The sequence below is a fragment of the Azotobacter salinestris genome (assembly GCF_009363155.1).
Lineage (GTDB): Bacteria > Pseudomonadota > Gammaproteobacteria > Pseudomonadales > Pseudomonadaceae > Azotobacter > Azotobacter salinestris.
Genome location: NZ_CP045302.1, coordinates 4,759,383 through 4,784,564, shown reverse-complemented (window position 1 = coordinate 4,784,564; position 25,182 = coordinate 4,759,383). Strand labels below are relative to the sequence as shown.

Annotated in this window: 19 protein-coding genes; 11 read left to right on the top strand and 8 right to left on the bottom strand. The window is 64.9% G+C overall.

Annotated elements, in window-relative coordinates; all coding sequences use genetic code 11:
• Positions 1–85 precede the first annotated feature (85 nt).
• The 3 genes from acnB to GCU53_RS22620 all read left to right on the top strand — a co-directional run bounded on the left by acnB (position 86) and on the right by GCU53_RS22620 (position 4,751).
• Positions 86–2,695, top strand: coding sequence for a bifunctional aconitate hydratase 2/2-methylisocitrate dehydratase (acnB, locus tag GCU53_RS22630; protein WP_152389589.1), 2,610 nt, complete (start codon positions 86–88; stop codon positions 2,693–2,695).
• Between the two features lie 245 nt (positions 2,696–2,940).
• Entirely contained in the window at positions 2,941–4,191 is a 1,251-nt protein-coding gene (locus tag GCU53_RS22625) for a CmpA/NrtA family ABC transporter substrate-binding protein (RefSeq protein WP_208845395.1), read from the top strand.
• The gene (locus GCU53_RS22620; protein WP_152389587.1) at positions 4,173–4,751 is read left to right on the top strand and encodes an ANTAR domain-containing response regulator; all 579 of its coding nucleotides are present in this window, start codon (positions 4,173–4,175) and stop codon (positions 4,749–4,751) included. Before GCU53_RS22625 ends, GCU53_RS22620 begins: the two co-directional genes overlap by 19 nt.
• 29 nt (positions 4,752–4,780) lie before the next feature.
• Here GCU53_RS22620 and GCU53_RS22615 read toward each other — a convergent pair whose 3' ends face one another.
• Positions 4,781–5,080, bottom strand: a complete 300-nt coding sequence (locus GCU53_RS22615; protein WP_152389586.1) for a hypothetical protein — start codon at positions 5,078–5,080, stop codon at positions 4,781–4,783.
• A gap of 218 nt (positions 5,081–5,298) precedes the next feature.
• On the opposite strand from GCU53_RS22615, the gene alaC reads away from it, so the two are divergent.
• Together alaC and GCU53_RS22605 are read left to right on the top strand one after the other, a co-directional pair.
• Positions 5,299–6,540, top strand: coding sequence for an alanine transaminase (gene alaC, locus GCU53_RS22610; protein WP_208845393.1), 1,242 nt, complete (start codon positions 5,299–5,301; stop codon positions 6,538–6,540).
• Between the two features lie 88 nt (positions 6,541–6,628).
• Complete coding sequence (locus GCU53_RS22605) at positions 6,629–7,945, top strand: leucine-rich repeat-containing protein kinase family protein (RefSeq protein ID WP_152389585.1); 1,317 nt, start codon at positions 6,629–6,631, stop codon at positions 7,943–7,945.
• Between the two features lie 11 nt (positions 7,946–7,956).
• Here GCU53_RS22605 and GCU53_RS22600 read toward each other — a convergent pair whose 3' ends face one another.
• Both GCU53_RS22600 and GCU53_RS22595 read right to left on the bottom strand, forming a co-directional pair.
• Positions 7,957–8,883, bottom strand: a complete 927-nt coding sequence (locus GCU53_RS22600; protein WP_208845391.1) for a 1-phosphofructokinase family hexose kinase — start codon at positions 8,881–8,883, stop codon at positions 7,957–7,959.
• Between the two features lie 98 nt (positions 8,884–8,981).
• On the bottom strand, positions 8,982–10,703 hold the full coding sequence (locus tag GCU53_RS22595) for a sulfatase-like hydrolase/transferase (protein WP_152389583.1): 1,722 nt from the start codon (positions 10,701–10,703) through the stop codon (positions 8,982–8,984).
• A 532-nt stretch (positions 10,704–11,235) separates the two neighbouring features.
• Between GCU53_RS22595 and GCU53_RS22590 the strand changes: the two genes are divergently transcribed.
• The 6 genes from GCU53_RS22590 (at position 11,236) to cobA (ending at position 21,032) form a co-directional block, all read left to right on the top strand.
• Positions 11,236–12,447, top strand: coding sequence for a nitrate/nitrite transporter (locus GCU53_RS22590; RefSeq protein WP_152389582.1), 1,212 nt, complete (start codon positions 11,236–11,238; stop codon positions 12,445–12,447).
• Between the two features lie 90 nt (positions 12,448–12,537).
• Positions 12,538–14,217, top strand: a complete 1,680-nt coding sequence (locus GCU53_RS22585; protein ID WP_152389581.1) for a bifunctional protein-serine/threonine kinase/phosphatase — start codon at positions 12,538–12,540, stop codon at positions 14,215–14,217.
• 263 nt (positions 14,218–14,480) lie between these two features.
• Complete coding sequence (gene nirB / locus GCU53_RS22580; protein ID WP_152389580.1) at positions 14,481–16,931, top strand: nitrite reductase large subunit NirB; 2,451 nt, start codon at positions 14,481–14,483, stop codon at positions 16,929–16,931.
• Between the two features lie 94 nt (positions 16,932–17,025).
• Entirely contained in the window at positions 17,026–17,352 is a 327-nt protein-coding gene (nirD, locus tag GCU53_RS22575; protein ID WP_152389579.1) for a nitrite reductase small subunit NirD, read from the top strand.
• 138 nt (positions 17,353–17,490) lie between these two features.
• Positions 17,491–20,202 carry a nitrate reductase gene (locus GCU53_RS22570; protein ID WP_152389578.1) on the top strand — a complete coding sequence of 904 codons (2,712 nt, stop codon included), beginning with the start codon at positions 17,491–17,493 and terminating at the stop codon, positions 20,200–20,202.
• A 92-nt stretch (positions 20,203–20,294) separates the two neighbouring features.
• Positions 20,295–21,032, top strand: coding sequence for a uroporphyrinogen-III C-methyltransferase (cobA, locus tag GCU53_RS22565; protein ID WP_152389577.1), 738 nt, complete (start codon positions 20,295–20,297; stop codon positions 21,030–21,032).
• A gap of 140 nt (positions 21,033–21,172) precedes the next feature.
• On the opposite strand, the gene GCU53_RS22560 is transcribed toward cobA, so the two are convergent.
• The 5 genes from GCU53_RS22560 to rraA all read right to left on the bottom strand — a co-directional run bounded on the left by GCU53_RS22560 (position 21,173) and on the right by rraA (position 24,767).
• Positions 21,173–22,231, bottom strand: coding sequence for an OmpA family protein (locus GCU53_RS22560; RefSeq protein ID WP_152389576.1), 1,059 nt, complete (start codon positions 22,229–22,231; stop codon positions 21,173–21,175).
• 103 nt (positions 22,232–22,334) lie between these two features.
• Entirely contained in the window at positions 22,335–22,925 is a 591-nt protein-coding gene (sigX, locus tag GCU53_RS22555; protein ID WP_152390023.1) for an RNA polymerase sigma factor SigX, read from the bottom strand.
• An 86-nt stretch (positions 22,926–23,011) separates the two neighbouring features.
• Complete coding sequence (locus tag GCU53_RS22550; protein ID WP_152389575.1) at positions 23,012–23,836, bottom strand: mechanosensitive ion channel family protein; 825 nt, start codon at positions 23,834–23,836, stop codon at positions 23,012–23,014.
• 1 nt (position 23,837) lies between these two features.
• Positions 23,838–24,083, bottom strand: a complete 246-nt coding sequence (locus GCU53_RS22545; protein WP_152389574.1) for a CrfX protein — start codon at positions 24,081–24,083, stop codon at positions 23,838–23,840.
• 195 nt (positions 24,084–24,278) lie between these two features.
• Entirely contained in the window at positions 24,279–24,767 is a 489-nt protein-coding gene (rraA, locus tag GCU53_RS22540) for a ribonuclease E activity regulator RraA (RefSeq protein ID WP_152389573.1), read from the bottom strand.
• Positions 24,768–25,182 lie beyond the last annotated feature (415 nt).

Here is a 25,182-nt window from a genome sequence, read left to right as displayed (position 1 = left end):
CATAAAGCGGCGAAGGCGCTTGCGTGCGGAGATTCCCAGGATGCGTGTCCCGGAAACCCCTGGGACCACTGATGAGGGTAAAACTGTGCTTGAAGCCTATCGCAAACACGTAGAAGAGCGTGCCGCCCAGGGCGTTGTGCCCCAGCCGCTGAACGCCGAGCAGACCGCTGCTCTGGTCGAATTGCTGAAGAATCCGCCGGCCGGCGAAGAAGAATTCCTGGTTGACCTGATCACCAACCGTGTTCCGCCGGGCGTGGACGAAGCAGCCTACGTCAAGGCAGGTTTCCTCTCCGCTGTCGCCAAGGGCGAAGCCACTTCCCCGCTGATCAGCAAGACCCGCGCCGTCGAGCTGCTGGGCACCATGCAGGGCGGCTACAACATCGCCACCCTGGTCGAGCTGCTGGACAGCGCCGAGCTGGCCACCGTGGCTGCCGAGCAACTCAAGCACACCCTGCTGATGTTCGACGCCTTCCACGACGTCGCCGAGCGCGCCAAGAAGGGCAACGCCGCCGCCAAGGCCGTGCTGCAGTCCTGGGCTGACGGCGAGTGGTTCCTGGCCCGTCCGGCCGTTCCGGAAAAAGTCACCCTGACCGTGTTCAAGGTCCCGGGCGAAACCAACACCGACGACCTGTCCCCCGCTCCGGACGCCTGGTCGCGCCCCGACATCCCGCTGCACGCGCTGGCCATGCTGAAGATGGCGCGCGATGGCATCGAGCCAGTCCAACCGGGCTCCGTCGGCCCGCTGAAGCAGATCGAAGCGGTCAAGGCCAAGGGCTTCCCGGTTGCCTACGTCGGTGACGTGGTCGGTACCGGCTCCTCCCGCAAGTCCGCCACCAACTCGGTGCTGTGGTTCTTCGGCGACGACATCCCCTATGTGCCGAACAAGCGCGCCGGTGGCTTCTGCTTCGGCACCAAGATCGCCCCGATCTTCTACAACACCATGGAAGACGCCGGCGCCCTGCCGATCGAATTCGACTGCACCAACCTGGCCATGGGCGACGTCATCGACGTCTACCCGATCAAGGGTGAAGTGCGCCGCAACGGCAGCGACGAGCTGGTCACCACCTTCTCGCTGAAGACCGACGTGCTGCTCGACGAAGTCCGCGCCGGCGGCCGTATCCCGCTGATCATCGGCCGCGGCCTGACCGAGAAGGCCCGCGCCGAGCTGGGCCTGGCGCCGTCCACCCTGTTCAAGAAGCCGGAAGCTCCGGCCGACAGCGGCAAGGGCTTCACCCTCGCTCAGAAGATGGTTGGCCGCGCCTGCGGTCTGCCGGAAGGCAAGGGCGTGCGTCCGGGCACCTACTGTGAGCCGAAGATGACCACCGTCGGCTCCCAGGACACCACCGGCCCGATGACCCGCGACGAGCTGAAGGATCTGGCCTGCCTCGGCTTCTCCGCCGACCTGGTGATGCAGTCCTTCTGCCACACCGCCGCCTATCCGAAGCCCATCGACGTCAAGACCCACCACACCCTGCCGGACTTCATCATGAACCGCAGCGGCGTGTCCCTGCGTCCGGGCGACGGCATCATCCACAGCTGGCTGAACCGCATGCTGCTGCCGGATACCGTGGGTACCGGTGGTGACTCGCACACCCGCTTCCCGATCGGCATCTCCTTCCCGGCCGGTTCCGGCCTGGTGGCCTTCGCCGCCGCCACCGGCGTGATGCCGCTGGACATGCCGGAATCCGTGCTGGTGCGTTTCAAGGGCAAGATGCAGCCCGGCATCACCCTGCGTGACCTGGTGCATGCCATCCCCTACTACGCGATCCAGGCCGGCCTGCTGACCGTCGAGAAGAAAGGCAAGAAGAACATTTTCTCCGGCCGCATCCTCGAGATCGAAGGTCTGGACAGCCTGACGGTCGAGCAAGCCTTCGAGCTGTCCGACGCCTCCGCCGAGCGTTCCGCTGCCGGTTGCGCCATCAAGCTGCCGGAAGCGGCCATCGCCGAATACCTGCGCTCGAACATCACCATGCTGCGCTGGATGATCGGCGAAGGCTACGGCGATGCCCGCACCCTGGAGCGTCGCGCCCAGGCGATGGAAGCCTGGCTGGCCAATCCGAAGCTGCTGGAAGCCGACAAGGACGCCGAATACGCGGCCGTGATCGAGATCGACCTGTCCGAAGTGAAGGAGCCGGTTCTCTGCGCGCCGAACGACCCGGACGATGCCCGCCTGCTGTCCACCGTTGCCGGTCAGAAGATCGATGAAGTGTTCATCGGCTCCTGCATGACCAACATCGGTCACTTCCGCGCGGCCGGCAAGCTGCTCGACAAGGTCAAGGGCGGCATCCCGACCCGCCTGTGGCTGGCTCCGCCGACCAAGATGGACGCCCACCAGCTGACCGAGGAAGGCTACTACGGCATCTACGGCAAGGCCGGTGCACGCATGGAAATGCCGGGCTGCTCGCTGTGCATGGGTAACCAGGCCCGCGTACAGACCGGTTCGACCGTGGTCTCCACCTCGACCCGTAACTTCCCGAACCGCCTGGGCGATGCGACCAACGTGTTCCTGGCGTCCGCCGAACTGGCGTCGGTCGCCTCGATCCTCGGCAAGCTGCCGACCGTCGAGGAGTACATGGAATACGCGAAGAACATCGACACCATGGCTGCCGATATCTATCGCTACCTGTCCTTCGACCAGATCGCCGAGTACAAGGAAGCTGCAGCCAAGGCCGAACTCCCGGTCCTGCAAGCCTAAGCGTCACTCGCGCTGAATGAAGAAGCCCCGCCCCCGTGCGGGGCTTCTTCTTTTCCGTCGACCTGCGCTAGAGTGGTGGCAGGTCGAAAGGCCGATGTCTCGACTCCTGGCGCGTTTATTGCTTAGAGCCCAGCAGCATCGGCGGCCCCAACGGCGGGGCCCCATTCATCGACAATGGCGTCGCTTCGGCCCTGCCCCAGGCAGTAGCCGAGGCGACGCCTTTTCGTTCAGCGCCGGAAGACACCATGACAGACCACCACACGACTCCCAGAGCGGATGCCCAGGCTTGGGTCGCAGGCAGTGACGCCCCCGAGAAGAGCTCGCTCAACCTGGGCTTCATGCCGCTCACCGACTCCGCGTCGCTGATCGTCGCCGCGACCCAGGGCTTTGCCGAACCCTACGGACTGAGCCTAAACCTCAAGCGCCAGGTATCCTGGTCGAGCCTGCGCGACAAGCTGCTCAGCGGCGAGCTGGACGCTGCCCAAGGGCTGTACGGACTGATCTACAGCATGCAGCTCGGCATCGGCGGCGCACCGGCGACCGATATGGCGGTGCTGATGGGCCTCAACCAGAACGGCCAGAGCATCAATCTGTCGACCCCGCTCCGACAGGCCGGCGTGTGCAGTGGCGAGACATTGCTCCGGCATGTGCACCAGAGCAGTGCAAAGCTCACCCTGGCCCAGACCTTCCCCACCGGCACCCACGCCCTCTGGCTCTACTACTGGCTCGCCAGTCTGAACATCCATCCCCTCGAAGACGTGAACACGCTGGTGGTGCCGCCGCCACAGATGGTCGAACACCTGCGCGCCGGCCGCATCGACGGCTTCTGCGCCGGCGAACCCTGGGGCGCCCATGCCATCGACCAGGGCATGGGTTTCACCATCGCCACCAGCCAGTCGATCTGGCCGGACCACCCGGAGAAGGTTCTTGGCTGTACCCGCGCCTTCGTCGAACAGTATCCCAACACCGCCCGCGCCCTGATCATGGCCGTGCTCGAGGCCAGCCGCTTCATCGACGCCAGCGAAGAGAACAAGGCCGGTACCGCGCAACTGATCAGCGCCGACGCCTACGTCGCCGCGCCACGCCAGGTGATCGAGCCGCGCTTCCTCGGCAACTACGAGGATGGCAACGGCCATGCCTGGCACGACAGCCATGCCCTGCGCTTTTATGGCGAGGGCGAGGTCAACCTGCCCTACCTTTCCGACGGACTCTGGTTCATGACCCAGTTCCGCCGCTGGGGGCTGTTGCGCGAAGATCCGGATTACTTCGCCATCGCCAGCCAGGTGCAACAGCTTGAGCTGTATCGCGATGCTGCCGCCGCCCTCGGCATCGTGCAGCCCGCCACCGCCATGCGCAGCGCCACTCTGCTGGACGGCAAGCGCTGGGACGGCTCCGATCCTGCGGCCTACGCCCGCAGCTTCGATCTGCACGCCCTGAGCGAGGCGCCCTCCTCGGCCGATGACCAAGGAACATCCCCATGCTGCGCATCCTCCTGATCAACGACACGCCCAAAAAGGTCGGCCGCCTGAGAAGCGCTCTGGTCGAGGCCGGTTTCGAGGTCGTCGACGAGTCCGGCCTGACCATCGACCTGCCAGCACGGGTCGAGGCTGTGCGCCCCGATGTGATTCTCATCGACACCGAATCGCCCGGTCGCGACGTGATGGAGCAGGTGGTGCTGGTCAGTCGCGACCAGCCGCGGCCGATCGTGATGTTCACCGACGAGCACGATCCGCAGGTGATGCGCCAGGCAATCCAGGCCGGGGTCAGCGCCTACATCGTCGAGGGTATCCAGACCCAGCGCCTGCAGCCGATCCTCGACGTGGCCATGGCCCGCTTCGAGAGCGACCAGGCCCTGCGCGCCCAGCTGCAGGCCCGCGAGGCACAGCTGGCCGAACGCAAGCGCATCGAACTGGCCAAGGGACTGCTGATGAAGATGAAGAACTGCAGTGAGGAGGAGGCCTACACCCTGATGCGCCGCCAGGCCATGAGCCGTCAGCAGAAGCTGATCCAGGTCGCCGAGCAGGTCATTGCCATGCATGACATGCTCGGCAGCTGAGGGGGACTCAGCCCCCTCCCTCTCGCGCGTCAGGCCAGGCCGAGAAACTTCAGCGCCGCCCGGTAGATCTTGTCGCCGGCGCAGACGATCACCAGCGAATCGCCGGACTTCGCCCCGCTCAGCAGGTTGGTCAGCTGGCGGGTCACCCCGAACGGATTCTGCAGCACCGCCACCTGCACCTCGTCGCCTTCGGGCATCATCTGCTCGGCCACCAGCCGGTCCGGCTTCATGGTGACCGTGACGCCGAGCACCTTGTCGCCGAAGCGGGTTTCGAGAAATTCGCTGCCGGACGAACGCTGTGTGGACGATTTGCTGCTGACTGGCTTCATGGATTTCACCCCCTGTTGAGAATGCGGGGAATCTACCAAAACGCTTGTGCCAAAACCCAGCTTCGAGCGCATCGATGTGCCGACCGTGCCCGTAATCGGCTGGTCAAAAAGTCGAGCTTGCCACGCTGGTGGCCAGGCGCGTATTTTCCATGGGCAGGCCAGCGCACTGGCCAACGTCGCTCGGACGGTTCCGGGCGCCTACGTCTCTCGAGGAAATCATGGCCGAACACGGCAAGCGCCGCTTTGCGCGCATCGATCGTCTCCCCCCCTACGTCTTCAACATCACCGCCGAACTGAAGATGGCTGCCCGCCGCCGCGGCGAGGACATCATCGACTTCAGCATGGGCAACCCCGACGGTGCCACCCCGCCGCACATCGTCGAGAAGCTGGTGCAGGTCGCCCGCCGCGAGGATACCCACGGCTACTCCACTTCCCGCGGCATTCCGCGTCTGCGCCGTGCCATCTCGCACTGGTACCGGGATCGCTATGACGTGGAGATCGACCCGGACAGCGAGGCCATCGTCACCATCGGCTCGAAGGAAGGCCTGGCGCACCTGATGCTGGCCACGCTCGACCATGGCGATACCGTGCTGGTGCCCAATCCCAGCTACCCGATCCACATCTACGGCGCGGTGATCGCCGGCGCCCAGGTGCGCTCGGTCCCTTTGGTGCCCGGCGTGGACTTCTTCGCCGAGCTGGAGCGGGCCATCCGCGAGGCCATCCCCAAGCCGAAGATGATGATCCTCGGCTTTCCGTCCAACCCCACCGCGCAGTGCGTGGAGCTGGGCTTCTTCGAGCGCGTAGTGGCCTTGGCCAGGCAGTACGACATCCTCGTGGTGCACGACCTGGCCTATGCCGACATCGTCTACGACGGCTGGAAGGCGCCGTCGATCATGCAGGTGCCGGGCGCCAAAGATGTCGCCGTGGAATTCTTCACCCTGTCGAAGAGCTACAACATGGCCGGCTGGCGCATCGGCTTCATGGTCGGCAACCAGGAGCTGGTCAGCGCCCTGGCGCGGATCAAGAGCTACCACGACTACGGCACTTTCACCCCGCTGCAGGTGGCGGCCATCGCCGCCCTGGAAGGCGACCAGCAGTGCGTGCGCGATATCGCCGAGCAGTACCGGCAGCGGCGCGACCTGCTGGTCAAGGGCCTGCACGAGATCGGCTGGAGAGTGGAGAAGCCCAAGGCCTCCATGTACATCTGGGCCAAGATCCCCGAGCCCTACGCTCATCTCGGTTCGCTGGAGTTCGCCAAGAAGCTCCTGGCCGAGGCCAAGGTCTGCGTCTCGCCGGGGCTGGGCTTCGGCGACTACGGCGACGACCATGTGCGCTTCGCCCTGATCGAGAACCTCGACCGCACCCGTCAGGCCATCCGTGGCATCAAGGCCATGTTCCGTGCCGATGGCCTGCTCGAGAGCGCACCGGACAAGGCGCGCAAGGCCGACGCCAGTCACTGACCCGGATCCGCCCCGTCCCGCGACGGGGCTTTCCGCTCCTTGCCGTCCATACTTCCTGCCTGACCACGCCTCCGACATCCAACCGCCCATGCCCACCCTCGAACAACTGCGCCGCGGCGAACTGGCCGGCAGCACGCGCCTGAACCTCTCCGCCGAACTTCACGAATTTCCCGAGGAAATCTTTGCCCTGGCCGACAGCCTGGAGATCCTCGATCTCTCGGGCAATCGCCTGGCCAGCCTGCCGGCGGACCTGCCGCGTCTGCGAAAATTGCGCATCCTGTTCTGCTCGGACAATCCGTTCAGCGTATTGCCGGAGGTACTCGGCGACTGCCCGCAATTGGAAATGGTCGGATTCAAGGCCTGCCGCATCCGCCATCTGCCAGCGGCCGCCCTGCCGCCCCGGTTGCGCTGGCTGATCCTGACTGACAACCAGCTGGAGCATCTGCCCGCCGAACTCGGCGGTTGCAGCCGCCTGCAGAAGCTCATGCTGGCCGGCAACCGTCTGCAGGAGTTGCCGTCGAGCCTGGCCGGCCTGAACCGGCTGGAGCTGCTGCGCATCGCCGCCAACCGCCTGGAAACCCTACCAGGTTGGCTGGCGGAGCTGCCGCGGCTGTCCTGGCTGGCGTTCGCCGGCAACCCCTTCAGCGACGCCAGCGAAGCGGAGATTCTGCGCCAGCATCCGCTGCCGCCGATTCCACGCGGCAGCATCGCGCTCGGCGAGATTCTCGGCCAGGGGGCTTCCGGCATCATTCACCGTGCCGACTGGCAGCGGTCCGGGCAGCCGGTACAGGCCATGGCAGTCAAGCTGTTCAAGGGCAGCGTCACCAGCGACGGCCTGCCACACAGCGAAATGGCTGCCTGCCTTGCCGCCGGCGAGCATGCCAACCTGATCCGCGTGGCCGGCCCACTGGCCGAGCAGCCGGGCGCAGCGCCAGGCCTGCTGCTGGAGCTGATCGACCCGGCTTTCCGCGTACTGGCCGGACCGCCCTCGCTGGCCAGCTGCACCCGCGACTGCTATGCGCCGAAGCGACGCTTCGTCTTCGATGAGACCTTGCGCATCGCCCGTGGCGTGGCTGCCGCGATGGCGCATCTGCATGGGCGCGGCATCCTGCATGGCGATCTGTATGCTCACAACCTGCTGGTGGATGATCTTGGCAGCTGCCTGCTCGGCGACTTCGGCGCCGCCTCGTTCTTCGAGGCGGGCAGCACCCGTGCTGGAGCTCTGCAGCGCATCGAGACACGTGCCTTCGGCTGTCTACTCGAGGAGCTGCTGGAACGCTGTCCGCCGGATGATCAGCCCATGCGCCAGCGGCAGCTTCGACAACTGCAAGAGCAGTGCGCGAGTGTGCAGCCGGCGCAGCGGCCGGACTTCGCCACCCTGAGCGCCGCCCTCGCCGCCCTCTGAGAAGGGACTCTTCAGCCTTCGCGGTACAGCCTTTCCACGTCCTCCGCCCGGCACAGCCCTGTGCCCGGGCGCATCAGGGTGGCGGCCGCGGCAGCCATGCCGTAGCGCACCGCGTCGCGCAGACTCCAGCCACGGCTCAGGGCGAGCACCGTGGCGCCGACCACGCTGTCACCGGCTCCCACCGCGCTGCGCAGCGGTACGTCGAAGGCGCGGAAGCGCTCGACTCCCTCCCGGCTCGCCAGCAGTGCGCCAGCGGCGCCGAGGGACAGAACGACGATCTCCACGGCGCCCTGCTCGACCAGCCTGCGCACTGCGGCCTCCTGTTCGGTCTCGTCGTCCAGCGGCCGCCCCTCTAGGGTGGAGAGTTCGCTCAGGCTTGGCTTGAGCAGATGGATGCCTCCGCGAGCCACGGCATGACGCAGCACCTCTCCGGAGTAGTCGAGCACCAGTTTCGCACCCATGCGCTCGGCCAAATCCGCGATCTCGTCGTGGAGCCCCAACTCCACGTCAGGCGGAAAGCTGCCGCTGACGACCAGATGCGATGGCGCCGGCACGAGGCTGGCAATGGCCTCCAGGCAGGCCTGCCGCTCTGCCGGAGTCAGAGTCGGACCGGGCAGAACGAAGCGGTATTGCAGACCGCTCTCGCCTTCATCCACGGTGAAGCTCTCGCGGGTATCTCCCATGATCGGCACCGGCAGATGCGGCAGGCCGAGCGCCTCCAACGCACGCTGCAGCATCTCGCCGAACGGACCGCCGGCCGGATAGACCGCCATGGTTTCGCCCCCAAGGGCCTCGATCACCCGCGCCACATTGATCCCGCCGCCACCCGGCTCATAGCGCGGCAGTCCGCAGCGCAGCTTGCGGGTCGGTTCGACCCGCGCGGCGACGGTCGAGACGTCGATCGCCGGGTTCAGGGTCAGGGTGACAATACGGGACATGGCGAACTCCAGACTGTCCTGCTCGTTGATTCACGAGAGGATCGGAATTCTTCGCTCTCGCCGGGCGCCATGATAGCAGTGTGCTCGTCCAGCCGGCCTCACCGGCTCCCTGAAGCAGCCGTGCTCCCTGGCTCGACCGGCCACATGCCCTGCAGCGTGGGGGTCACCACCTCTTTCAGATCAATGTATTTCCAGTTCGCCTTCTCTCCCAGACGCGCATTGAAGCGGGTGTTGAAGGTGAATTCGTCCTCGGTGTGAAGGCTCAGCGGTTTGCCATAGATGGCTTGCAGCGCCGTCAGGTCATAGCCCATCAGCTGCAGCAGCGTGGGAAAGATGTTGTAGTGGCTGGAGCGGTCCTTGTTGCCCGCCAGCTCGCGCTGCCAGTCCAGGCCGGGCAGGCCGTTGCCCTGGATCACGACCAGCGGCACCAATCCCTCCTCCACCACCGGGTCGCCGCCGCAGTGAGTGTCGAGCCCCGGGTTACCGCGCTCGTGCAGATCCTGACCATGGTCGGAGGTATAGATCAGAATCGCGTTGTCGAGCCTGGCCTGGGCGAAGACCCGGGCGAAGAACTCGCCGACATTCCACAGCAGGGTATTTTTGTAGGCGTTGCGGTAGCGTCCCCAATCCTCGACCTGACCGCCAAACCCGTCACGCTCGCCGGTATCGGAAATATCGGCATACTGACCGCGCGGCAGTACAGGGCGGTAGATCATGAAGTCGTCCGGATACTTGTCATGCACCGGAAAGTGCGCACCGACCTTGTTGATGTAGACCAGCTCGGCGGTATCGTTGCCGAGCAGTTCGACGAGCTTCTGCGCTGCCGCCATGTCCCGGTCGCGTACCGGCGTGTCATCGAACTGCACGAACTCGTCGATTTCCTTGCGCTCGCTCTTGTTCATCAGGTTCTGCAGGCGGCCGCCCGTGCGCTGTGCGTCGATGTAGACCGTGCGCATCCTGGCCGTTCTGGCGTATTGCCAGATCGAGGGCATGGTCGAGTTGATGCGCAGGTAGTCGCTGCGCGTCCCTCCGTAACGCAGGGTGATGTTGGTATCGGCGCTGCAGTTGGCGATGGAGGCGGCATAGCCATAGTTGTAGATGGTCGCGCCGGGGGGGGACTGCTTGAGGTTGGTGCGCACGCCCTGCCCGGCGTTGATGTCCAGATAGTTGCCGGACACGCTCTCGTCGATGATCAGCACAATATCGTTGCCGACCGCCTGAGCATGGCGCGGCAGGCTCACCGTCTCCCGCGGTCCCACGGTACTGCTCGCCGTCTCGTAGACGAACAGGTTGAGGTAGGCCATCGGCGTGTACATCGCCGGCAGGCCGCGAGCCCCCTCGCCACCACGCACGAACAGGATTGCCGTCAGCAGCAGCAGGCTGCAGAGCGGCGCCGCGACCAGCGCGTATCCCGGCAGCGGCATACGCCGCCGGGGCGCGAGAGCGATACCGAACAGTAACGGCAAAGCCCCGACGGCACAGCTCAGGATGCTTGCCCGGTACTGGTACAAGGCCTCGTCGATGAAGCCCCCGGAATAGATCAGCGAGACGAAAGTGCTGTACTTCAGGTACTCGGTAGTGACCTGCGTGTAGACATCGAAGAACAGGGTGCTGGCGAAAAACAGCAGGGCGAACAGATAGCGCACAGGCGCCCATCGGATATAGGCGGTCAGCCAAAGGGCAACGAGCAGTACGGCGAACACTCCGGCGAACAGCACTAGCGGCACGCCGAGCCCCAACGCCATCAGGCGCTCGAGGTAATAGTCATGGTGGATCAGCAGATACAGCCCGAGCAGCAACTCCTTCAGGTAAATGGCCATGGCTTCCTTTCCAATCTGCTCCAGCGGCGTCGCCGACATCCTGGAAGGGGCCCAAGAACGGGTAACTTCTCCGTAACATTAGCAGCGCGCTTGTGATGCACAAGCCGCGGCCCAACAGACTGAAGCGACACGACAGGCGGCCTCGGGGCAAAAGCAGCCTTGCCGTCCTGGCAATGGGCGCAGCGATGCTCCAACACTGTGCAAATATCGATCGCCCGCCTCGTTTTGGCACAGAATTCCCCTACAAAAACTCCGGGAGCCCCCAGAAATACAGCCGCTCCATTCCGGCATAGGTATTGCTATGAGTCTGGTACAGGGCAGCCAACGGCGGTTGCCTGTTGAACGACAAAGGCGTCGCATCACCCTCGCTCCGGCGAGTCGTGATGTGGCGCCTTTTGCGTTTCAGCCCCAGCGTCTGGGGCGGTGAACGGAGGCCCTCGTGGCCCGCCCTTTTCAACTGTTGTGGCTCCGGTCCGGACACGCGCATCGCCTGCCAGTCCACTGGAGCTCCCTGCCACCGATGAGGTGTTCGATGAATACGAGTTTCTGGAAGGCTGGCCACACCCCCACGCTGTTCGCCGCATTCCTCTATTTCGATCTGAGCTTCATGGTCTGGTACGTGCTCGGCCCGCTGGGCGTGCAGATCGCCACCGACCTCGGGCTGACCACCCAGCAGCGCGCCATGATGGTCGCCACGCCGATCCTCTCGGGTGCCGTGCTGCGCTTCGTCATGGGCATGCTGGCCGACCGTACCTCGCCGAAGAGCGCCGGCATCCTCGGCCAGGTGATCGTCATCGCCGCCCTGGCGGTAGCCTGGAGCATGGGCATCCACAGCTACGGACAGGCGCTGCTGCTCGGCCTGTTCCTCGGCTTCGCCGGCGCCTCCTTCGCCGTGGCCCTGCCGCTGGCCTCACAGTGGTACCCGCCGCAGCACCAGGGCAAGGCCATGGGCATCGCCGGCGCCGGCAACTCCGGTACCGTGCTCGCCGCACTCTTCGCTCCCGGCCTGGCCAGCGCGTTCGGCTGGAACAACGTGTTCGGCCTGGCGCTGATTCCGCTGGTGCTGACCCTGATCATCTTCGCCGGCGTCGCCAAGAACGCCCCGGAGCGCCCGCAGCCCAAGGCCGTCGCCGACTATCTGAAGGCCCTCGCCGACCGTGACAGCTGGTGGTTCATGCTGTTCTACAGCGTGACCTTCGGCGGCTTCCTCGGCCTGGCCAGCACCCTGCCCGGCTACTTCCACGACCAGTACGGTTTCGATCCGGTGAAGGCTGGCTACTACACCGCCGCCTGCGTGTTCGCCGGCAGCCTGCTGCGCCCGCTCGGCGGCGCCCTGGCCGACCGCATCGGCGGCATCCGCACCCTGCTGGTGATGTACACCCTGGCTGCCCTGTGCATCGCCGTGGTCGGCTTCAACCTGCCCAGCTCGACCGCCGCGCTGGCCCTGTTCGTGGTCGCCATGCTCAGCCTGGGCGCCGGCAACGGCGCGGTGTTCCAGCTGGTGCCGCAGCGCTTCCGCAAGGAGATCGGCGTGATGACCGGCCTGATCGGCATGGCCGGCGGCATCGGCGGCTTCTGCCTGACTGCAGGGCTCGGCGCCATCAAGCAGTCCACCGGCGACTACCAGCTCGGCCTGTGGCTGTTCGCTGCTCTCGGCGTGATCGCCTGGATCGGCCTGCATGGCGTGAAGAAGCGCTGGCGCACCACCTGGGGCAGTGCCGCAGTGACCGCTGCGCGGGTCTGATCCCGGGCAGCAACCGCTCCCTGCCAATGGCCCCCACGTCCCGCGCGGGGGCCTTTTCACGTCCAGCCGTCCCGTAGCCCTGGAGATCCCATGACCCTGCAACTCAACATCGGCGAAGCCAGCGCCACCGGCCCCCGCCCGGAAAACCAGGATGCCATCCGCGTGGTCACCCCGAGCCCGGCCCAGGCCGCGAGCAAGGGCTGCCTGTTCGCCCTCGCCGATGGCGTCAGCCAGTGCGCCGACGGCGGCCTGGCGGCGCGTGCCACCCTGCAGGCCCTGGCCATGGACTACTACTCCACCCCCGAGACCTGGGCGGTGGCGCAGGCGCTGGATCGCCTGCTGCTGGCGCAGAACCGCTGGCTGCAGGCCAACGGCGGCGGCCAGCCGCTGCTCACCACCCTCACTGCCCTGGTCCTGCGCGGACGGCGCTTCACCCTTGCCCATGTCGGCGACTGCCGGGCCTATCGCTGGCGCAACGGACAACTGGAACGGCTGACCGAGGAGCATGTCTGGGAGCAGCCCGAGATGCGCCATGTGCTCAAGCGCGCCCTGGGTCTGGACCAGCACCTGCTGGTCGACTACCTGGACGGCGACCTGCAGGAGGGCGATGCCTTCCTGCTGGTCAGCGATGGCGTCTGGGCGACCCTCGACGACTCGGGCATCCGTCGCATCCTCGTCGACGAATGCGATCTGCCGGCGGCTGCCCGGGCGCTGGTGCGCGCCGCGCACCTGGCCGGCAGCCAGGACAATGCCAGCGCCCTGCTGCTGCGCGTCGAACAGCTGCCGGAAGGCTCGCTGGCCGACAGCCTGGCCCAGTTGCAGCATTGGCTGCCACCACCGGCGCTGCGCGAAGGCCAGCTGTTCGAGGGCTGGCGGATAGAGGGCCTGCTGGCCGAATCGCGTCAGTCCCTGGTCTATCGGGTGCGCGACAGCCATGACCGCCGCTGGCTGCTGAAGACCCTGCCGCCGGCCCGGCGCAGCGAGGCCGAGGCCGGCCAGGCCCTGTTGCTGGAAGAGTGGTTCCTGCGCCGGGTGGCGGGCCGCTACTTCCCCGAGGTCGCCCTGCTGCCACAGCGCCAGCACCTCTATTACGTGCAGCGCGAATATTCCGGTCGGACCCTGGCCGAGCACCTGCAGGCGCACGGTCCGCTGACGCTCGCCCAATGGCAGGACCTCGCTCCCCGCCTGCTGCGCGCCCTCGGCATGCTGCATCGGCGCAACATCCTGCACCGCGACATCAAGCCGGAAAATCTGCTGTGGGACGAGAATGGCGAGTTGCGCCTGCTCGACTTCGGCCTGGCCTACTGCCCAGGGCTGTCCCGAGACGAAGCCCACAGCCTGCCGGGCACACCCAGCTACATCGCACCGGAGGCCTTCGCCGGCGCGGCGCCCGATGCCCGGCAGGATCTCTACGCCGCTGGCGTCACCCTTTATCTCCTGCTCACCGGTCATTACCCCTATGGCGAGATCGAGGCCTTCCAGCATCCGCGCTTCGGCAGCCCGACCCCGGCCAGCCGCTACCGTCCGGATCTGTCCGCCTGGCTCGACGAATGCCTGCGGCGGGCGCTGGTAGCCGACCCCGCGCAACGTTTCGAGACCGCCGAGGAATGGCTGCTCGAGCTGGAGCAGGGCGAACGCCGCCTCCAGGAGCTGCGCCCGCGCCCCTGGCTGGAACGCGAGCCGCTGAAGGTCTGGCGCGGCATCGCCCTGCTCTCTCTGCTGCTCAACCTGACCCTGCTCGCCCTGTTGATCGCACCGGCGAACTCTTGAAGCACCACAAGCGGGCACAGAGAACCAAAACAGTGCAAGCCAAAGCAGGGTGCCCCCGGTCTGTACTAAGGAAAAGCCTTGCAAATCAGGAACTCATAAAAATGGCATAGCTCCTGCATTAAAAACTCGACAGATTACATAAGCACTGCCTTCAACGTGGAGGGCAATGCTTCCCGATAGAACGGGAATGGACAAAGGCGTCCTCGCTGGGTAACCGGCGGGACGCCTTTTTTGTTTTCCGCTTTCCGTAACGGAGAAGAGCGATGGAAAAACTCAAGCTGGTGATGATCGGCAACGGCATGGCCGGGGTTCGCACCTTGGAAGAACTGCTCAAGCTCGCCCCGGATCTCTACGAGGTCACGGTGTTCGGAGCCGAACCGCACCCGAACTACAACCGCATCCTGCTCTCTCCGGTGCTGGCCGGCGAACAGACCTTCGAGGAGATCGTTCTCAACGACCTGGACTGGTACCGGGACAACGGCATCGACCTACGCATCGGCTGCAAGGTGGTCGACATCGACCGCGAGAATCGCCGGGTAGTCGCCGAAGATGGCAGCGTGGCCGAATACGACCGACTGCTCGTCGCCACCGGCTCGACCCCCTTCATCCTGCCGATCCCGGGCAAGGATCTGCAGGGTGTGATCGGCTACCGGGACATCGCCGACACCCAGATGATGATGGAAACCGCCAGGACTCACCGTCACGCGCTGGTGATTGGCGGCGGTCTGCTCGGCCTGGAAGCGGCCAACGGCCTCAAGCTGCGCGGCATGGACGTGACCGTCGTGCACCTCGGTGACTGGCTGCTCGAGCGCCAGCTCGACAAGACCGCCGGCAAGCTGCTGCAGAGCGCCCTGGAGGCCCGCGGCATCAAGTTCCGCCTGAACACCAACACCGGCGCCCTGCTCGATGACGGCCAGGGCCGGGTCGCCGCCGCGCGCTTCAGCGACGGCGAGGAAATTCCTGCCGATCTGGTGGTGATGGCCGCCGGTATCCGCCCCAACGCCGAGCTGGCCGAGCGCGCAGGTTTGGCCTGCAACCGCGGCATCCAGGTCGACGACTGCCTGCAGACCTCCGACCCGGCCATCTATGCCGTCGGCGAATGCGCCAACCACCGCGGCATCGCCTACGGCCTGGTGGCGCCGCTGTTCGAGCAGGCCCGGGTCTGCGCCGATCATCTGGCCCAGCTCGGCAATGCCCGCTACGAGGGCTCGGTGACCTCCACCAAGCTCAAGGTCACCGGCATCGACCTGTTCTCCGCCGGCGACTTCATGGGCGAGGAAGGCACCGAAACCATCACCCTCTCCGACCCCATCGGCGGCGTCTACAAGAAGCTGGTGGTCAAGGACGACGTGCTGGTCGGCGCCTGCCTGTACGGCGACACCGCCGACGGCGGCTGGTACTTCCGGCAGATCCGCGAGAACCACAACGTCGCCGAGATCCGCGACCTCCTGATGTTCGGCGAGAACGCCATCGGCGATGCCGGCCATCAGGGCCAGGACAAGGCCATGGCGATGAGCGACGAGATGGAAGTCTGCGGCTGCAATGGCGTGTGCAAGGGCACGATCGTCAAGGCGATCCAGGAAAACGGACTGCTTTCCGTGGACGAGGTGAAGAAGCACACCAAGGCGGCCAGCTCCTGCGGCTCCTGTGCCGGCCTGGTCGAGCAGATCCTGATCAACACCGTCGGCGGCGCCGCGGATGTCAAGCCCAAGAGCGAGAAGCCGGTCTGCGGCTGCACCGATCTCAACCACGGCCAGGTGCGCCAGGCGATCCGCGAGCAACACCTGACCAGCCTGGGCCAGGCCATGAAAGCCATGGAGTGGCGCACCCCCGATGGCTGCGCCACCTGCCGCCCGGCCCTGAACTACTACCTGATCTCCACCTGGCCGGGCGAGGCCAAGGACGACCCGCAGTCGCGCCTGATCAACGAGCGCGCCCACGCCAACATCCAGAAGGACGGTACCTACTCGGTGGTGCCGCGCATGTGGGGCGGCGTGACCAACCCGTCCGAGCTGCGGCGCATCGCCGACGTGGCCGACAAGTACCAGATCCCCATGGTCAAGGTCACCGGCGGCCAGCGCATCGACCTGCTCGGCGTGAAGAAGGAAGATCTGCCGAACGTGTGGCGCGATCTGGACATGCCCTCCGGCCATGCCTACGGCAAGTCGATCCGCACCGTGAAGACCTGCGTCGGCAGCGAGTTCTGCCGCTTCGGCACCCAGAACTCCACGCAGATGGGCATCGACCTCGAGCACGCGCTGTTCGGCATGTGGTCGCCGCACAAGGTCAAGCTCGCGGTTTCCGGCTGCCCGCGCAACTGTGCCGAGTCGGGCATCAAGGACGTCGGCATCATCGGCGTGGACTCCGGCTGGGAGCTCTACATCGGCGGCAACGGCGGCATCAAGACCGAGGCCGGCGAGTTCTTCGTCAAGGTCAGGACCGCCGAGGAAGTCATGGAATATAGCCTGGCCTTCCTCCAGCTCTACCGCGAGGAGGCTTTCTACCTGGAGCGCACCGTGCACTACATGCACCGCGTCGGCCTGGAGCACATCAAGCAGGCGGTGCTGGAAGACGAGGAGCGGCGTAAGTCGCTGCATCAGCGCCTGCTGTTCGCCCTGTCCTTCGAGCAGGACCCGTGGCAGCAGCAGATCGAAACCCCGGCGCTGAAGAAGGAATTCGAGCGCATCCCGGTCAGGGAAGTGGAAATCGTCTGACACCCCTTGCTCCCTGCAGGAGCGAATTCGTCCGCGCCAGTCGCAGATGAATCCGCTCCCGCGGCCAAACCGAACCGATTCTGGAGAAATACGCATGAACTGGCTGGATATCTGCGCCCTGGAAGAGATCAACGTGCTCGGCGCACGCATCGTCGCCGGCCCCAAGGGCGACATCGCCATCTTCCGCACCGCACGCGACGAGGTCTTCGCCCTCGACGACCGCTGCCCGCACAAGGGCGGGCCACTGTCGCAGGGACTGATCTACGGCAAGCGCGTAGCCTGCCCACTGCACAACTGGCAGATCGATCTGGAAAGCGGCGAGGCACTGGAGCCGGATGTTGGCTGCTCGCACAAGTACCCGGTCAAGATCGAGGACGGCCGCGTGCTGCTGGCCCTGAAATCTTTGAAGGACTGCGCCTGACCCCACAGGCTTTTTTTTCCTACCAGCGACACCGATACACAAACGCAGGGTGGAAAACCGCGTAGCGTTTTCCACCAGAAACATCCCGAACCGGTGGACAGCAAAGCGTTGCCCACCCTACGACACGGAGCGACAGCCATGACCCGGCCGACCCAGACCACCGCCTCCACCTGCTGCTACTGCGGCGTCGGCTGCGGCGTGCTGATCGAGCACGACGGCGAGAAGATCACCGGCGTCGCCGGCGACCCGGCGCATCCGGCCAACTTCGGCCGGCTGTGCAGCAAGGGCTCGACCCTGCACCTGACCGGTGATCTGGCCGCTCGCGCGCTCCATCCCGAGCTGCGCCTGGGCAAGGCACTGCCCCGCAGCCGTACCGACTGGGACAGGGCACTGGATCATGCGGCCAACATGTTCGCCGAAACCATCCGCGAGCACGGCCCGGACAGCGTGGCCTTCTACATCTCCGGACAGCTGCTGACCGAGGACTACTACGCCTTCAACAAGCTGGCGCGCGCGCTGGTCGGCACCAACAATATCGACAGCAACTCGCGGCTGTGCATGTCCTCGGCGGTGGTCGGCTACAAGCGCAGTCTGGGTGCCGACGCCCCGCCCTGCTCCTACGAGGACATGGAGCAGAGCCATTGCCTGCTGATCGCCGGCAGCAACATGGCCTACGCCCATCCGGTGCTGTTCCGCCGCCTGGAGGCGGCCAAGGCCAGTCGCCCGGAGATGAAGATCATCGTGGTCGATCCGCGGCGCACCGATACCTGCGAGCTGGCCGACCTGCACCTGGCGATCCTGCCGGGCACCGACGTGGCGCTGTTCCACGGCATCCTGCACATCCTGCTGTGGGAAGGCTGGATCGACCGCGCCTATATCGACGCCCACACCGAGGGCTTCGACGAGCTGAAGAAGCTGGTGCGCGACTATACCCCGGCGGCGGTGGCGGATATCTGCGGCATCTCGGTGGACAGTCTGCAACTATGCGCCGAACTGATCGGCAAGGCGCCCAGCTTCCTGTCGCTGTGGTGCATGGGACTGAATCAGTCCTCGTCGGGCAGCGCCAAGAACAGCGCACTGATCAACCTGCACCTGGCCACCGGGCAGATCGGCAAGCCCGGCGCCGGCCCGTTCTCCCTGACCGGCCAGCCCAACGCCATGGGCGGGCGCGAAACCGGCAGCCTGGCCAACCTGCTGCCCGGCCATCGCGAAGCCGGCAATGCCGAGCACCGTGCGGAAGTCGCCGGCTACTGGGGCGTCGACCGACTGCCGGAGGCGGCCGGACTGACCGCCATAGAGCTGTTCGAGGCCGTGCGGACCGGCAAGGTCAAGGCGCTGTGGATCGCCTGCACCAACCCGGCGCAGTCCCTCCCCGACCAGCAGAAGATCCACGAAGCCCTTGCCACCTGCCCCTTCGTGGTGGTGCAGGAGGCCTACGCGACCACCGAGACCTGCCGCTACGCCGACCTGCTGCTGCCCGCCGCCGGCTGGGGCGAAAAGGAAGGCATGGTGACCAACTCCGAGCGGCGCCTCAGCCATGTGCGCCGGGCCGTGCCGGCACCGGGTGAGGCGCGGGCGGACTGGGCAATCGTCTGCGATTTCGCCCGCCGCCTGGAAAAGCACCTGCACCCACGCCAGTCCAGCCTGTTCGACTTCGCCAGCCCGGCCGCGCTGTTCGATGAATACAAGCAACTGACCACCGGTCGCGACCTCGACCTGTCCGGTCTGAGCCACGCCTTGATCGACGAGCTCGGCCCCCAGCAGTGGCCGTTTCCGGCTGGTGCCAGCCACGGCACGCTGCGCCTGTACGCCGATGGTCTGTTTCCCACCGCCAGTGGTCGTGCCCGCTTCCATGCCGATCCGTACCGGGCACCGCAGGAGAAGCGCGAGGCGCGCTATCCCTTGATCCTCAACACCGGCCGTCTGCGCGACCAGTGGCACGGCATGAGCCGTACCGGCACCGTCGCCCAGCTGTTCGGCCACGTCGAGGAAGCCGTGCTCAGCCTGCATCAAGACGAGCTGCGCCGCCGGCGCCTGGCCAGCGGCGACCTGGTCAAGCTGCGCAGCCGCCGCGGCAGCCTGATCCTGCCGGTGCAGGCCGACGACTCCGTACGTCCCGGCCAGGCCTTCCTGCCGATGCACTGGGGCGACCGCTTTCTCAAGGGGCTGGGCACCAACGTGCTGACCCTGCCGGCCTTCGACCCGCTGTCCAAACAGCCGGAACTCAAGCACGCCGGGGTCGAGGTGGAACCGGTCGAGCTGCCCTGGCAGCTGTTCGCCCTGGTCGAGGGTGCGGTGCAGCAGCGCTTCGCCGAATTGCGCCTGCTACTGGAGGAGTTCGCCTACGCCAGTCTGACCCTGACCGGCCGCGAACGCCCGGCCGTGCTGCTCAAGGCTGCCAGTGCCGTGCCACCGGAAGCCGGCCTGCTGGCGCGCATCGACGCCCTGCTCGGCCTCGACGAGGGGCCGGTACTGGCCTACGACGACCCGCGGCGCACCGTGGGCAAGCGCGTACGCATCGAGGACGGCCGCATCACCGCGCTGCGCCTGGCCGGCGAAACCGCCGCGCGCGATTGGCTCAAGGCGCTGTGGAGCGAGGGACGGACCGATGCCGAATTACGCCGCTGGCTGCTCGCCCCGCTCAGCACCCCGCCGGGCAGCAGCGGGGCACTCAAGGGCAAGACGGTATGCAGTTGCATGAATGTCGGCGAGGCAGCGATCCGCGCCGGCGTCGCGCGCGGCCTCGATCTCGACGGTCTCAAGCAGGAACTGCGTTGCGGCACCAGTTGTGGCTCCTGCGTACCGGAAATCAAGCGGCTGCTGGTCCAGCCGCTGGCAGCGAAGGCCTGAATCCAGGATGGAAGCGCACAGCGCTTTCCAGAACAGACATTTCCGGATGGGTACGCCAAGCCTGCCCATCCTCCAAGCGATAGAGGTGGAACATGAGCGCAAAAGTCTGGCTGATCGGTGCCGGTCCCGGCGATCCCGAACTGCTGACTCTCAAGGCCGTGCGTGCCCTGGGTGAAGCGGAGGTGGTGCTGATCGACGACCTGGTCAACCCGGCGGTGCTCGAGCACTGCCCGCAGGCCCGGGTCATCGGCGTGGGCAAGCGTGGTGGCTGCCGCTCCACACCGCAGGACTTCATCCACCGCCTGATGCTTCGCTATGCCCGTCAGGGCAAGTGCGTGGCACGCCTGAAGGGCGGCGATCCCTGCATCTTCGGCCGTGGCAGCGAGGAAGCCGACTGGCTGGCCAGACACGGCATCGCCACGGAAATCGTCAACGGCATCACCGCCGGCCTGGCCGGCGCCACCCAGTGCGGCATCCCCCTGACCCTGCGCGGTGTGGCCCGTGGCGTGACCCTGGTCACGGCTCACACCCAGGACGACAGCAGCCTGAACTGGCAGGCGCTGGCACAGGGGGGTACCACCCTGGTGGTGTATATGGGCGTGGCCAAGCTGGCCGAGATCCGCGACGGCCTGCTGGCTGGCGGCATGCATGCCGACATGCCGGTGGCGATGATCGAAAACGCCTCGCTGCCGCAGCAGCGCGAATGCCATAGCAGCCTCGGCGCCATGCAGCAGGACGCTGCGGCCTTCCGCCTGACAAGCCCGGCGATTCTGGTGATCGGCGAGGTTGCTGCCGTCGCTCGGCCGCTGTCCATGGCCCGGACAGCCTGAACGCCTCAAGCACCGAGCGAGGTCTGTCGGCCCCGGGCTCAAGGCTCGCTTGAGGCCGGCAGCCCAAGCCTCTCCTCATCTTCTCCATGAAAAAGAAAAACCCGGCAATGCCGGGTTTTTCTCGAAGCACCCTGCCGGAATTACCTGGCCTGGGCTTCCACTTCCGCTTCCACGCGACGGTTGATCGCACGGCCGGACTCGGTAGCGTTGTCGGCCACCGGGCGAGACTCGCCGTAACCGACGGAGTCCACGCGGTTGCCTTGCACGCCATACTCGTTGACCAGCACATCACGCACTGCGTTGGCGCGACGCTCGGACAGCTTCTGGTTGTAGGCGTCCGTACCGACGGAGTCGGTGTGACCTTCCACAGTGGTGGTGGTCTGCGGGTACTGGTTCATGAAGTCAGCCAGATTCTTGACATCGGCGTAGCTTTCTTCCTTGACCTGCGCCTTGTCGAAGTCGAACTTGACGTCCAGCTCGACACGAACCACTTCGGCGACGGCGGTGCAGCCCTCGGCATCCACAGTGGTGTTGGCAGGAGTATCCGGGCAACGGTCGACATTGTCGCAGACGCCGTCGTTGTCGACGTCGGGACAGACTTCAGCCACCGGCTCCGGGGCCGCTTCCTGACGCTTGCCGGCACTGCCGCCGAAGTTCAGGCCGATACCCACGCCGGCCTGCCAGTCGGTCTGGTCGTCATCGAAGTTGTACATGCCTTCGAGACCGGCCCGGGCATAAAGCATGTCGGTGAAGTAGTACTTCAGGCCGGCACCGATATTGGCCAAGGTGCTCTGGTCACGACCACTGCGGGCCTGACCAATGCTCTGATGGGCGAGACCACCGGAAATATAGGGGCGAAGGCCCGCACCTGGCTGGCCGAAGTGATAGAGGGCATCGAGGGAGGTCAGTTCGCCCTTGATATCCTTGTGACCGCTGTTGCCTACCGGATCGTCGGTAGTCACGTCCCTGTAAACGCCATGCGACAGAACCAGTTCCACATCGTCGGTCAGAAAATAACCAATCGATGCACCGTACAGTTCGGCCTCATCGTTTTCGAAGTCACGCGAACTCTCGTCGCTGAACCAATGTTTGGCGAAAGCTTCCACCTCAACCGCGCCCTGGCCCTGAGCCAGCACGCTGAAAGAAGATGCGGCGACCACCGAGCCAATAATGACGCCCAAGGTGTTTTTCAGTTTCATCCGTATTTCCCCATCGTGGTGTTTGACGGTAAAGACAATCTCGAAATTTATTTTCAACTACTAATGGCTGAGATCGCTATTCGTTAAGAGGCTAGCTGTCAAGCTAAGGTTCAGCAAGCCCCGAAAATTTTTCTCGCAGTCGGTCTAGAGCGCGCTTGTATCGCATTTTGGTGGCACTCAACCCCATATGCATGATGTCGGCGATTTCCTGAAATTCCAGCTCCGCGACAAAGCGAAGCACCAGAATCTCCCGGTCGATGGGATTGACATGTACCAACCAGCGATCAAGGCCGCCCCGCTCTTCCAGTTTCGGCGCCTTCTCCTCCGAAGCCTCTTCCAGGGGATCAAGGCTCAGAGCATCGAGCAGACGTCGTTTTCGCCGCTCTTTCCGGTATTGGGTAATGCATTCGTTGTATGTGATGCTATAAAGCCAAGTCTTGAATTTCGACTTGCCTTCGAAGTTCTTCAAGCCATAGAGAACCTTGAGCATGACCTCCTGACAGACATCGTCAGCGTCCCGTTCGTTACCCAGATATCTGGCACAGACATTGAACAGCGTGCGCTGATAGCGTTGCATCAGCTCCGCATAGGCACGGGTAATGTGGAAAAGCTCGACATGTGCACGCTCAACCAGTTCCTCGTCGGACAGTTCCTTAGGATCGTATCGCGAAGAGGGTGAGTGGTCTGTGTTCAAGACAAGAAAGGCTGGCAGTCGGGTCGCGGCCGCCAAAGCCCAGACCTCGGGTTCAAATTGGCGGCATAGCTTACCAGATCTTCGCCCTAACGACTGCTAACCCGTTCATCCAGCAGAGAACGGTTGGCCAGCGAGACCAGCTCGCCCCGGGTGGTCAGCAGCGTCGTCTTGACCGTGCCGATTTCCTCGATATGTCCCTCGAGGTCACCGACCCTGATTGTCTGCCCTACCCGATAAAGCTCGCGGACATAGATGCCGGCGATGATCTGGCCAGCGACCTCGCGGCTGCCCAACCCCAGAGCCAGGGCAACCGCCACCCCGACCGAGATCAACACGATAGCCACGACGGTATTGAGCAGATCGGTCTTGATCTCCAGTTGCCCGATCGCCACGGAGATACTGATGATGATCACCAGCCCCTGCACGACGCGCCCCAGCCCGCTGGCATAGTCGAGGCCCACGCTTTCTGCCGCCCCACGAACCAAGCCATTGACCAACTGCGCCAGGAGTAAGCCTGCAAGCAGAATCAATGCCGCGCCGAAGACTTTGGGCAGATAGAGCGCCAGCACGTCCAGGGTCGCGGAAACACGCGCCAGACCGAGGGATTCGGCGGCCGAAACCATGAATACGAGCAGTATGAACCAGTGGACAATCTTGCCGATCAGGGCGGAGACCGGCACCTGGATACCGATCCGGGCCAGCAGTCGGGTCAATCCGGTGCCCGACATCAAACGATCCAGCCCCACCTTCGCCAGCAGCTTGGACAACAACGTATCGAGCACCTTGGCCACGACGAAGCCGAGCAGCACCACGATCAGGGCGACGAACAGGTTGGGAATGAAGCTGGCTACCTTAGTCCAAAGCGCCTTCATCACAGCAACCAGGCTTTGAGTCCAGGGGTCGAGTTCCATTTCAATCAGCCTTGTCTGCAGAAGAATCAGGAGTGCCACCACGAGAGACAGGCATGATATGGGGCGATCCGCTGTTCAACCCGATCATCAGTGCTTCGAACCAGTGGCCCAGCAGGGCAAACAGATCGCCCGCACCTGCCTGGCGGTTGGCCGTTTTCAGGACGCGCCCCAGCGCTGCATTGTCATCATGGGTGAGCGTCGAGGACTTGAGCAGATCGCGTAAGGACTCTTCGAATGGATCGTGCATGCGCACCTCTCTGGATGTAACGCCTAGACGAGGTCGTTCGCCGGCAGGTCACATCTGGGTCCACCCAGACGTCGAACAGGCAACATCGCTGGATGGCGACGGAATCGACAGCGAGGAAAGCGGAAGGCCTGGCCACCTCCTGCGCAGAGTCGGACCTGCCTCGCCAGGGAGCGGACGGCAGGTCCGGGATCAGTATTATTCAGGCATCTTCAGGGGCTGGGGAGAAACGATGACGCCATTGTTGTCGGCGTACAAGTATTCACCCGGCCGGAAGGTGACGCCACCGAAGGTCACCGGAACGTTCAGGTCGCCGATGCCGCGCTTGTCGGTCTTCATGGGATGGGTAGCCAAGGCCTGGACACCGAGGTCGGTCTGGGCGATCACGTCCACATCGCGGATACAGCCGTAAACGACCAGCCCTTCCCAACCGTTGCGGGCGGCTTTTTCAGCGAGCATGTCGCCCAGCAGGGCACGACGCAGCGAACCGCCACCATCCACCACGAGCACTTTGCCCTTGCCATCGGTTTCGACCTGATCCTTGACCAGCGAATTGTCCTCGAAGCACTTGATGGTGACAATTTCGCCACCAAAAGAGTCGCGGCCGCCGAAATTATTGAACATCGGCTCGACCACCTGTACCAGTTCGGGATAGGCGTCGCACAGATCCGGGGTAATGTATTGCATGACAAAACTCCTCTGGAGAAATAACACAGGGTAGATGAGCGCCTCCCGGCCATTGGCCGAGAGCCCGGGAAAGGTGAAAAGCCCAGAAATCGATGGCGAAACGATCTCCGCTACAACCGAGCTTGAACAATGCCGATCCTGGACAGTTTCCACTCCGCGCCCGGCTGCCGGACATCAATGCCTGGCGATGGCCCATAATGTCCAACCGTTCCGATCACATTCAGCGGTTTTCAGCAATGCGGGAGTATTGTCGCTGACCAGCTGAAGCAGGCTACATCCTGTGATCGGGAGGCTCGCTGCTTCCCCTGTGCTGATGCAGCAACTGCTTGAGCGAAACAAACAGGGCGCCTCCATCGACAAGGGCATGGCCGCGGGCGAATTGGGCCGCTCATCTTAGCGATGAGGCTGTCTCGGT